This window comes from Serratia sp. H1w, assembly GCF_000633355.1.
GTDB lineage: Bacteria > Pseudomonadota > Gammaproteobacteria > Enterobacterales > Enterobacteriaceae > Chania.
The window spans coordinates 54187-64565 of sequence record NZ_AYMQ01000013.1; the positions used below are offsets into that span (position 1 = coordinate 54187).

Consider the following 10379-nt stretch of genomic DNA (forward strand, 5'->3'; position numbering starts at 1 on the left):
AGGAGTTAATGATATGTTTTTAAGGATTGGCGTATCCATGGCGGCCGCGGCCGTCTTCATCTCTGCTCCGGCGTTCGCGCAGTTCCCGGCAGGCTATCCGGCCGATTATCAAAAGATCGTCGATGCGGCGAAAAAAGAAGGCAAGGTGGTGGTGTATTCCACCACGGATACCAAAGCCGCAGGGCCACTGATCCAGGGGTTTGAAGCGCTGTACCCTGGCATTAAAGTGGAATACAACGATATGAACAGCACCGAGCTGTATAACCGCTATATCAGCGAGCAAGCGGCTGGCGGCACCAGTGGTGACGTGGTGTGGAGTTCCTCGATGGATACCGCGCTGAAGCTGGCCACCGATTATGCGCTGGAATATGCTTCGCCAGAGCTGGGGCAACTGCCGAAATGGGCGGTGTGGAAAGATAAGGCCTACGGCACGACCTATGAGCCGGTGGTGTTTATCTACAACAAGCGCCTGATCCCGCAAGGCGAGGTGCCGGATTCCCATGCTGCGTTGGCTAAACTGATCGCCAGCCAACCCGATAAATTCAAAAAGAAAGTGACCACCTATGACATAGAGAAGTCGGGCCTGGGCTTCATGCTCTCGGTGCAAGACTTCAAGGCCGATCCTAACTACTTCGCGACCTTGGCCGATGTCGCTAAAGGTGGGTTGGCGGTGCAGTCCTCAACCGGCACCATGATGGAGAGGGTCTCCTCTGGCGAAAACCTGATTGGCTTCAACATCCTGGGCTCTTATGCCGAGGCACGTGCCAAAACCGACCCTTCACTCGGTATCTCTTACCCTAAAGACTACACGCTGGTGCTGTCACGGGTGAGCTTTATCAGCCAGGAAGCGGCCAACAGCAATGCGGCCAAGCTGTGGTTGAACTATGTGTTGTCTGAGCAAGGGCAAAACATCCTGGCCAACAAGGCAGATATCCCCTCCATTCGTAACGATATCGAAGGCAAGAACGATATTGATGGCATGACTCAGATGTTGGGCAAGGCGTTGAAACCGATCCCGGTGGATGAAAGCCTGCTGGAATATCTGGAACCGACTAAACGCCTGGACTACATCAAACAGTGGCGCACCGCCGCTGCGAAGTAACAATTCCCCCTTACCCCAGCCCTCCCAAAGGGCGAGGGAGCCGATCGGTGTCGATGGCAGGCACTGTGTAGGGGCGCAGCATGCTGCGCCCGTGCAAAGGTCAAACGCGGGAGTTAGTCTGTAGCACATTCGGTCCCCTCTCCCTTTGGGAGAGGGTTAGGGTGAGGGGAATCGCAAATCTGCTGCATTCTCCTTCTGCATGATGCCAGTGGCTGGCTGTATTGCTTAAACAGGGAACTCTATCCCGGTGCATCTCGCGATGCAGGGGATATCACCATCGGGACTGACTATGAGAGAATTGCGCAACAAGTGGCAAAGTCTGCCGCGCGGTTTGGTGGTGCTGATAACCGCGCTGGTTATCTATGTACCGCTGTCGTTTATCGTGATCCAAAGCTTCCTTTCCGCACCGTTTTTCTCGCCTGCCAAGGTGTTCAGCCTTGAGGCCTTCCGGTTTATCTTTACCGATCCTGATTTCTACAAGGCGCTGAAAAGCGGATTTATTCTGGCATTTGGTCTGGTGGTTATCTCTATTCCATTAGGCGGTGTGCTGGCGTTTTTAATGGTAAGAACCGATCTGCCAGGCCGCCGCTTTATTGAGCCGCTGATCCTGGTGCCGATCTTTGTCTCGCCGATGGTGCTGGGTTTTGGCTACGTGGTGGCCGCTGGGCCAGTAGGTTTCTTCTCGCTGTGGGCGGAATCCTTGCTGGGCTTTGTGCCTTGGAATATCTATGCGATGGGCAGCATCGTGGTGATAGCCGGGTTGACGCACGTGCCCCACGCTTACCTTTATATTTCATCGGCACTGCGCAGCGTCGGCTCGGATGTTGAAGAGGCTGCCCGAACTGCCGGGGCTTCTCCGTTGCAGGTGATGACCGCGGTCAGCTTGCCAATGGTGCGTCCGTCGATCCTGTATGCCAGCGTCTTGCTGTTCTTCCTGGGGCTGGAAGTGTTCGGGCTGATGCTGGTGTTGGGCGATCCGGAAGGCAACCTGGTGTTGGCGACCTATCTGTATCAACTGACCAACAAGCTGGGCACGCCGTCTTACCATCTGATGGCGGCGGTGGCAGTGGTGTTGATCTGCATTACCATCCCGTTGGTGATGCTGCAACGGCGTCTGATGCGTACCGCCAACCGCTTTGTCACGGTCAAGGGCAAAGCCTCGCAGGCTCGTGCATTGCCTTTGGGGAAATGGCGTTGGGTTGCGGGCGGCGTGGTGGTCTTGTGGCTGACCGTTACCATCGGTGTTCCCCTGGTGGGCGTGGTGCTGCGTGCTTTTATCTCCAACTGGGGCGTCGGAGTGTCCATTTGGGATGAGTTGTCGCTCAACACCTTCCGTACCATCTGGCAGCAACCCAATCTGCTGCGGGCGATCGTCAACTCGATGGCGATTGGTGTGTTCGGCGGTGCGCTGGCGGTAGTGTGTTATCTGTTTATCGGCATCGCCATGCACCGTAAACCCGACGGTGTGACCCGTTTTCTGGATTACAGCGTGCTGGTGCCGCGTGCAGTGCCCGGTTTGCTGGCTGGTTTGGCCTTCCTGTGGGTGTTCCTGTTCCTGCCGATGTGGCTGGATAAATCGCTAAAAGCGGGTTGGCTCTCCGTACTGCCGATCGCCGAATGGCTGCGTGAAAACCTGGTGGTGTGGCTACGCTCGCTGCGCAGTACCATCTTCAGCGTCTGGTTGGCTTATACCGTGGTGTGGATGGCTTATGGTTTGCGGCTGATCTCGTCAACGCTGTTGCAGGTTGCGCCAGAATTGGAAGAAGCCGCACGCAGCACCGGTGCCTCTCGCGGTCAGATCACACGCCATGTGACGATCCCGCTCTCCCGTTATGGCCTGATTGGCTCCTGGCTGCTGATGTTCCTGATCTTCGAACGTGAGTATTCCACCGGGGTCTATCTGCTGTCACCGGGTACCGAAACCATCGGTTCCATGCTGGTTTCCCTGTGGGCGGCAGGGGCGATCGATATTGTGGCTGCACTGTCCTTCATTAACATTCTTCTGGTCGTGTTAGGACTAGGGATTGCCCTGCGATTTGGAGTGAAAATTCATGATTGAGCTATCAGTAGATAACCTGCACCTGACCTATGGTGATAACCCGGTATTGAAGGGCGTTTCCATGCAGCTCAAACGGGGGGAGGTCGTTTCACTGCTCGGGCCGTCAGGCAGTGGCAAAACCACGTTGCTGCGAGCTGTGGCCGGGTTGGAAAAGCCTACGCAAGGCAAAATCATCATTGGCAACAATACCGTCTATGACGGCACGGCCCGCAGCGAGATCCCGGCGGAAGAACGTAATCTGGGCCTGGTGTTTCAGTCCTATGCGTTATGGCCCCACAAAACGGTGTTTGATAACGTAGCCTATCCGCTGAAATTACGTAAAACGCCTGCGGCAGAAATTACCCAGCGCGTGCAGGCGGTGCTCGAACAGCTCGGTTTGGGGCAGTTGGGTAAGCGTCATCCTCATCAACTCTCTGGTGGTCAGCAGCAGCGCGTGGCGATTGGCCGTGCGCTGGTCTATAACCCACCGGTGATCTTGCTGGACGAACCGCTGTCTAACCTGGACGCCAAACTCCGTGAGGAAGCCCGGGTATTCCTGCGTGAGCTGATCATCAAGCTGGGCCTTTCTGCGCTGATGGTGACTCACGATCAGAACGAGGCAATGGCGATTTCCGATCGGATCCTGCTGCTCAATAACGGCAAGATCGAACAGCAGGGCACGCCGCAGGAAATGTACGGTTCGCCTGCCACGCTGTTTACCGCTGAGTTTATGGGCAGCAACAACCGTCTGTTTGGCAAGGTTACCGAGATCCGTGACGGCAACGCGCGCATTGAGGGTAAAGACTGGGTGCTATGGGGGAAGGCCGGGGCTGGGGTGGTTGTCGGGCAGGAGGCAACTGCGGTGATCCGCGTTGAACGCGTGCGCCTGGGTGAAGATCCACAAGGCAATCAGATCTCGTTACCGCTGCTGACCAGTATGTATCTTGGCGACCGTTGGGAATATCTGTTCCGCACGGTGGCGGAAGATTTTGTGGTGCGCGCCTATGGCACGGAAGTGCGTGGTCAGGAAATGTGTACGCTTTCCCTGCCCGCCGAGCATCTGTGGATTTTCCCCAAAGGCTGAGTAATCGAAGGTGGCTGCGACTAGGGGCGCAACAGACAGCGCCCCTAGTCGGGACGATTACAGCTGGGTCAGTTTTTTCACTTCCAAGCTGACCAGCTTGCCTTCCAACTCGGCCAGGAAATCATCGTGGTAAGACATCGCCATATGCTCTTTCAGCGCCTGCTCAGAGGTCCAGCGCTCGATAAACACGAATGCGCCCGGGTGGCCCTGCTCTTCATGCAGATCATATTGAATGCAGCCCGGTTCGGAACGGCTTGGGGCGACCATGGCGCGTACCGCTTTGTCTACCGCTGCGCGGTGCTCAGGCTTGGCTTTAATCAGGGCGACTACTTTGATTTCACTCATTTTGGTTCCTTGTAAATAACATTGACCACAAAAGAAAAAGAGCTAGACCCATCAGCATCTGTTTCACCCACAAACGCTGGGTCTATTATGGTGGACTTGGCGTCACCGGCAAGTCATTTACGCATCCAACCTCAATTTTGCTCGCCAGGGCGGAGGGTAAAAATGTGCGCTAGATCATTTTATTTTCGCAAAGTCTGGCCTGCACGACAGGCATCGCACTGCACCTGTTCCTTTTGGCAAAACTTTGGTTTATGCTCGGCTGAAGCGTTTCAGTTATCACTGTTGTCGGTGGAAACGCCAGAGTGAGCGGTTGCGATAAGCACCCGGGTGTGATGAATAATGCAAAGCAGCGATTCACAGCAGGCGGTACGCTAAAGTACTCTAGGCGAGATAACCAGTCTGCGCCATCCCAGCAGCGGAAAACCACCGCCGGGGAGCGCCCTTCTTCAGGGAGTAGCATGACAATCCGCATAGCGATAAACGGCTTTGGCCGTATTGGCCGCAGCGTTTTACGCGCACTGTACGAATCGGGACGACGTGCCGAAATTTCCGTCGTCGCCATCAACGAACTGGCACATGCCGAGGGGATGGCCCACCTGCTCAAGTATGACTCCAGCCACGGCCGTTTTGCCTGGGATGTGCGCCAGGAATGTGACGTGTTGAGCGTGGGTGATGACAGCATTCGGTTGCTCCATCAGCCAGCGCTGGAACAGTTACCCTGGGGCGAACTGGGCGTGGATGTGGTGCTGGATTGCAGCGGTGTATACGGTAGCAGAGCCGATGGCGAAGCCCATCTGGCAGCGGGAGCGAAAAAGGTGCTGTTTGCCCATCCCGGCGGTAACGATCTGGATGCGACCATCGTGTTTGGGGTTAATCACCAAACGTTGCGTGGCGAACACCGTATCGTGTCCAACGCTTCCTGTACCACCAACTGCATTATTCCGATTATCAAGCTGCTGGACGATGCCTTCAGCATTGAGTCCGGCACGGTGACCACCATCCACTCCTCGATGAACGATCAGCCGGTGATAGACGCCTATCATCAGGATTTGCGGCGTACCCGTGCGGCGAGCCAGTCGATTATTCCGGTCGACACCAAGCTGGCCGCGGGCATTACGCGCATCTTCCCGCAGTTTTGCGATCGTTTTGAAGCGATTTCCGTGCGGGTGCCGACGATCAACGTCACGGCCATCGATCTTAGCGTCAGCGTGAGCTCGAAGGTGTTGGTCAGTGAGGTAAACCAACTGTTGCAAAAGGCGGCACAGGGATCATTTCGTGGTATAGTTGACTATACAGAACTACCATTAGTCTCGATAGATTTTAACCATGACCCGCACAGCGCCATCGTCGATGGGACGCAAACCCGGGTCAGTGGACAGCACCTGATCAAGACCTTGGTCTGGTGCGATAACGAATGGGGCTTTGCCAACAGGATGTTGGATACAACACGGGCAATGGCCGCAAGCGGTTTCTAGTAAGGCGCTATCAACGTGGTGTTGGTGCGTCGTTCAGGCAACTTTATAGAGAATCAACAAAGAGGGTTCACCATGTCTGTTATTAAGATGTCCGATCTGGATCTGGCGGGTAAACGCGTTCTGATCCGTTCCGATCTGAACGTACCAGTGAAAGACGGTAAAGTGACTTCCGATGCGCGTATCCGTGCCTCCCTGCCGACTATCGAAGCTGCGCTGAAACAAGGCGCCCGCGTTATGGTAACGTCCCACCTGGGTCGTCCTACCGAAGGCGAGTACAACGAAGAGTTCTCCCTGCTGCCAGTGGTTAACTACCTGAAAGATCATCTGAAATCTCCAGTACGTCTGGCGAAGGATTATCTGGAAGGCGTTGACGTTGCAGAAGGCGAGTTGGTGGTGCTGGAAAACGTTCGCTTCAACAAAGGCGAGAAGAAAGACGACGAAGTGCTGTCCAAGAAATATGCTGCGCTGTGCGACGTGTATGTGATGGACGCATTCGGTACCGCACACCGTGCGCAGGCTTCTACGCATGGCGTGGGCAAATTTGCTCCGGTTGCCTGTGCAGGCCCGCTGCTGTCTGCGGAACTGGAAGCCCTGGGCAAAGCGCTGGGTAACCCGGCTCGCCCAATGGTGGCTATCGTTGGTGGTTCTAAAGTTTCTACCAAACTGACCGTACTGGGCTCCCTGTCCAAGATCGCTGACCAGCTGATCGTTGGCGGCGGCATCGCTAACACCTTCGTCGCGGCACAAGGCCACAACGTAGGTAAATCCCTGTACGAAGCAGACCTGATCCCAGAAGCGAAAAAGCTGCTGGAAACCTGTGATATCCCGGTTCCAACCGACGTGCGCGTCGCTACCGAGTTCTCTGAAACCGCGACGGCAACTCTGAAGCCAGCCAGCGAAATCAAAGACGAAGAGCAAATTCTGGACCTGGGCGATGTCTCTGCGGAGCGTCTGGCCAAGATCCTGAAAGAAGCTAAAACCATTCTGTGGAATGGCCCGGTAGGCGTCTTCGAGTTCCCTAACTTCCGTAAGGGCACCGAAATCGTGGCACGCGCTATCGCAGAAAGCGAAGCCTTCTCCATCGCAGGCGGCGGCGACACTCTGGCAGCTATCGATTTGTTCGGTATCGCTGACCAAATCTCCTACATCTCTACCGGCGGCGGCGCCTTCCTGGAATTCGTTGAAGGGAAACAACTGCCTGCAGTAGTGATGCTGGAAGAGCGCGCTAAGCAGTAATTGAGACAACGGGGGGCGCAAGCCGCCCGTTTGTTTATGCCCCCAGCTTGGCTGCGGGGCACACACCGATATTTATCCATCGCTACCACGAGTTTTCAGGCTGTCGCCTGCAAGACGACGGGTATACGACCAACGAAACAGGACAACGCCTAATGTCTAAAATTTTTGATTTCGTAAAACCAGGTGTCATCACAGGTGATGACGTGCAGAAAGTCTTCGCCGTTGCCAAAGAGAATAACTTTGCGCTGCCAGCGGTAAACTGCGTGGGTACCGACTCCATCAACGCCGTGCTGGAAACAGCGGCCAAGGTGCGCGCTCCAGTTATCGTTCAGTTCTCTAACGGTGGTGCTGGTTTTATCGCGGGTAAAGGCATCAAAACTGACGTGCCACAAGGTGCGGCGATCCTGGGCGCAATCTCTGGCGCACACCACGTACATCAGATGGCTGAACATTACGGCGTGCCGGTGATCCTGCATACCGACCACTGTGCCAAGAAACTGCTGCCATGGTTAGACGGCCTGTTGGACGCGGGTGAGAAGCACTTCGCGGCAACCGGTAAGCCACTGTTCTCTTCTCACATGATCGACCTGTCTGAAGAGTCTCTGGAAGAAAACATCGAAATTTGCAGCAAATACCTGACTCGCATGGCGAAGATCGGTATGACCCTGGAAATCGAACTGGGCTGCACCGGCGGTGAAGAAGATGGCGTAGATAACAGCCACATGGACGCTTCTTCCCTGTACACTCAGCCACAAGACGTTGATTACGCGTACGAAAAACTGAACGCGATCAGCCCACGCTTCACCATCGCTGCCTCTTTCGGCAACGTACACGGTGTTTACAAGCCAGGCAACGTGAAACTGACTCCAACCATTCTGCGTGACTCTCAGGACTATGTTTCCAAGAAACATAACCTGCCGCACAATGCGTTGAACTTCGTGTTCCACGGTGGTTCAGGTTCTACTGCTGCAGAAATCAAAGAAGCAGTCAGCTACGGCGTAGTGAAAATGAACATCGATACCGATACCCAATGGGCAACTTGGGAAGGTATCCTGAACTACTACAAAAAGAACGAAGGCTATCTGCAAGGCCAACTGGGTAACCCAGAAGGTGCCGACAAGCCGAACAAGAAATACTACGATCCACGTGTATGGACTCGTGCTGCTCAGGCTTCCATGATCACCCGTCTGGAACTGGCATTCAAAGAACTGAACGCGGTAGACGTGCTGTAATTCTGCTCTCCGTTTAGTTTGACGCGAAAGGCTCCCTTGTGGAGCCTTTTTATTTGCTGGATAAGCAAGCGGTGCCTCTACCCCAACAATCCGGCTCCGACGTTAATCGACAGCCCCAATATCAGGATATTGAAGACAAAGGAGATCACCGATTGCAGCAGGGTGATTTTACGTACGTCTGCGGTGCCTACGGCCACGTCGGCGGTTTGTGAAGCAACGGCGATGGTGAACGAGAAATAGGCAAAGTCCCAATAGCTTGGCTCGGCCAGCTTGCCGGGGAACAGCAGTGGCAGCACCTCCGTATTGTCTCGCTGGCGGTAGAACAGGTGGGCATAGTGCATGGTAAACGCGGTAGGCAGCAGCAGCCAGGAAACGACCAGCGTTGAGCCAGTCAGGGCCAGCTGCAACGTTTTCAACGGATCGCTGACCTGTTTGGCTGTGCCCAATTCAAACAGGATCGCCAGAATACTCACCGCGCACCCAAGGCTGACCATCGCCAGCACCTGACTGGCACTCTCGTCCTGCTTGCGAGCCAACTGCCTGGTACGTTGCGGCGTGCTGCCCAGCATCAGATGCCACAGGCACAATAAGTAGATCCAGGCCATGACGTTCCAGCCAACGATCAGTCGTTGCAGCCAGGAGAGATGAGCGGGCATCAGCCCTGCACATAGCAACCCGGCACCCACCGCAATCAACAATCTGGGGCGTACTTGCCAATAGTGTTTCAGTGAGGGAAAAATGGCGATCACGATGCGCTTTCCTGCCGTCGGTAAGATGGTTTCAGCATAGTTGAAATTGGCTTAACCCGAGATTTATTCAGGCTATAGCCGGAAAACCCGGTGGAAAATTTTACTCGTTGCGGTTGGCACTGCGGCAAAATGTTGGTTACCCTTAGCACTGGTTTGCTTACTGGCCTTGTTTCGCCAGTATATTTTGCCCATTTTCCCCATGCGGGGATGTAAAGTAGGACGTCAGAATGGAAGAACTTAACGTAGTAGAAGGCATTAACAATGCCAGCAGTTGGCTCGTCAACCATCAAGATATGCTGATCCAATATGCGGTGAATATCGTTGCTGCTATCGTGATCTTCATTATTGGTTCGGTGATAGCGCGCGTTGTGAGCAATGCGCTCAGCCGCGTGATGAAGCTGCGTGGCATCGATGCCACCGTGGCAGATTTCCTGGCTGCGATGGCGCGTTACAGCATCCTGGCGTTTACCTTTATTGCGGTGCTGGGGCGCGTTGGTGTCCAGACCACCTCGGTGATTGCCGTGTTGGGTGCCGCCGGTTTAGCCGTTGGCTTGGCGCTGCAAGGTTCCTTGTCCAACTTTGCCGCTGGTGTGCTGCTGGTGGCCTTCCGTCCTTTGCGGGCAGGGGAGTTTGTCGATCTGGGTGGCGTGTCCGGCACGGTAGATCAGGTACAGATCTTCTCGACCACGCTGCGTACTTCAGATAACAAAACCATTGTGGTCCCTAACGGCAAAATCATCGCGGGCAATATCATCAACTACTCCCGTGAGCCAAACCGCCGCGTGGATATCGTGGTGGGTGTCGCCTATGACGCCGATATCGATCTCGTGAAGAAGGTGCTGGGTGACGTGATCGCGGCAGATAAACGCATCATGCACGATAAAGGTGTGACGGTTCGCCTCAATGAAATGGCGCCGTCCTCGCTGAACTTCGTGACCCGCTCCTGGACCACCAATGCCGAATACTGGAACGTGTACTTCGATCTGATGGAGAACTTCAAACGTCAGTTGGATGCCCATAAGATTGGTATTCCATTCCCGCAGATGGATGTGCATGTGCGCCACATAGCCAAAGCGGCTGAACAGCCAGAGTGATGGCAGCCCCTCACCCTAACCCTC

General features: G+C 54.9%; 9 protein-coding genes. 7 read left to right on the forward strand and 2 right to left on the reverse strand.

The window, feature by feature from the left end:
• Positions 1 to 13 precede the first annotated feature (13 nt).
• The 3 genes from U869_RS0102890 (at position 14) to U869_RS0102900 (ending at position 4224) form a co-directional block, all read left to right on the forward strand.
• Positions 14 to 1102, forward strand: coding sequence for an ABC transporter substrate-binding protein (locus U869_RS0102890; protein WP_025123091.1), 1089 nt, complete (start codon positions 14 to 16; stop codon positions 1100 to 1102).
• A 289-nt stretch (positions 1103 to 1391) separates the two neighbouring features.
• Complete coding sequence (locus U869_RS0102895) at positions 1392 to 3161, forward strand: iron ABC transporter permease (protein ID WP_025123092.1); 1770 nt, start codon at positions 1392 to 1394, stop codon at positions 3159 to 3161.
• On the forward strand, positions 3154 to 4224 hold the full coding sequence (locus U869_RS0102900; protein WP_025123093.1) for an ABC transporter ATP-binding protein: 1071 nt from the start codon (positions 3154 to 3156) through the stop codon (positions 4222 to 4224). The genes U869_RS0102895 and U869_RS0102900 overlap by 8 nt, the downstream gene beginning before the upstream one ends.
• A gap of 57 nt (positions 4225 to 4281) precedes the next feature.
• Here U869_RS0102900 and U869_RS0102905 read toward each other — a convergent pair whose 3' ends face one another.
• Positions 4282 to 4569: a putative quinol monooxygenase gene (locus U869_RS0102905; RefSeq protein ID WP_025123094.1), complete on the reverse strand. Its 288-nt coding sequence runs from the start codon at positions 4567 to 4569 to the stop codon at positions 4282 to 4284.
• A gap of 458 nt (positions 4570 to 5027) precedes the next feature.
• On the opposite strand from U869_RS0102905, the gene epd reads away from it, so the two are divergent.
• The 3 genes from epd (at position 5028) to fbaA (ending at position 8512) form a co-directional block, all read left to right on the forward strand.
• Complete coding sequence (epd, locus tag U869_RS0102910) at positions 5028 to 6044, forward strand: erythrose-4-phosphate dehydrogenase (protein WP_025123095.1); 1017 nt, start codon at positions 5028 to 5030, stop codon at positions 6042 to 6044.
• A 72-nt stretch (positions 6045 to 6116) separates the two neighbouring features.
• Positions 6117 to 7280 (forward strand): phosphoglycerate kinase, encoded by a 1164-nt coding sequence (gene pgk / locus U869_RS0102915; RefSeq protein WP_025123096.1) that lies wholly within the window; start codon positions 6117 to 6119, stop codon positions 7278 to 7280.
• 152 nt (positions 7281 to 7432) lie between these two features.
• The gene (gene fbaA / locus U869_RS0102920) at positions 7433 to 8512 is read left to right on the forward strand and encodes a class II fructose-bisphosphate aldolase (RefSeq protein ID WP_025123097.1); all 1080 of its coding nucleotides are present in this window, start codon (positions 7433 to 7435) and stop codon (positions 8510 to 8512) included.
• Between the two features lie 77 nt (positions 8513 to 8589).
• Here the strand turns inward: fbaA and U869_RS0102925 are convergent, their stop codons facing one another.
• Positions 8590 to 9258 carry a DUF1345 domain-containing protein gene (locus U869_RS0102925; protein ID WP_025123098.1) on the reverse strand — a complete coding sequence of 223 codons (669 nt, stop codon included), beginning with the start codon at positions 9256 to 9258 and terminating at the stop codon, positions 8590 to 8592.
• Between the two features lie 230 nt (positions 9259 to 9488).
• Here U869_RS0102925 and mscS point away from each other — a divergent pair, with 230 nt between their 5' ends.
• Positions 9489 to 10355, forward strand: a complete 867-nt coding sequence (gene mscS / locus U869_RS0102930) for a small-conductance mechanosensitive channel MscS (protein ID WP_025123099.1) — start codon at positions 9489 to 9491, stop codon at positions 10353 to 10355.
• Positions 10356 to 10379 lie beyond the last annotated feature (24 nt).

Excerpts from the sequence above, each read along its gene's own strand:
- U869_RS0102890 (WP_025123091.1), top strand. The coding sequence starts at position 14 with ATGTTTTTAAGGATTGGCGTATCCATGGCGGCCGCGGCCGTCTTCATC.
- U869_RS0102895 (WP_025123092.1), top strand. The coding sequence starts at position 1,392 with ATGAGAGAATTGCGCAACAAGTGGCAAAGTCTGCCGCGCGGTTTGGTG.
- U869_RS0102900 (WP_025123093.1), top strand. The coding sequence starts at position 3,154 with ATGATTGAGCTATCAGTAGATAACCTGCACCTGACCTATGGTGATAAC.
- U869_RS0102905 (WP_025123094.1), bottom strand. The coding sequence starts at position 4,569 with ATGAGTGAAATCAAAGTAGTCGCCCTGATTAAAGCCAAGCCTGAGCAC.
- epd (WP_025123095.1), top strand. The coding sequence starts at position 5,028 with ATGACAATCCGCATAGCGATAAACGGCTTTGGCCGTATTGGCCGCAGC.
- pgk (WP_025123096.1), top strand. The coding sequence starts at position 6,117 with ATGTCTGTTATTAAGATGTCCGATCTGGATCTGGCGGGTAAACGCGTT.
- fbaA (WP_025123097.1), top strand. The coding sequence starts at position 7,433 with ATGTCTAAAATTTTTGATTTCGTAAAACCAGGTGTCATCACAGGTGAT.
- mscS (WP_025123099.1), top strand. The coding sequence starts at position 9,489 with ATGGAAGAACTTAACGTAGTAGAAGGCATTAACAATGCCAGCAGTTGG.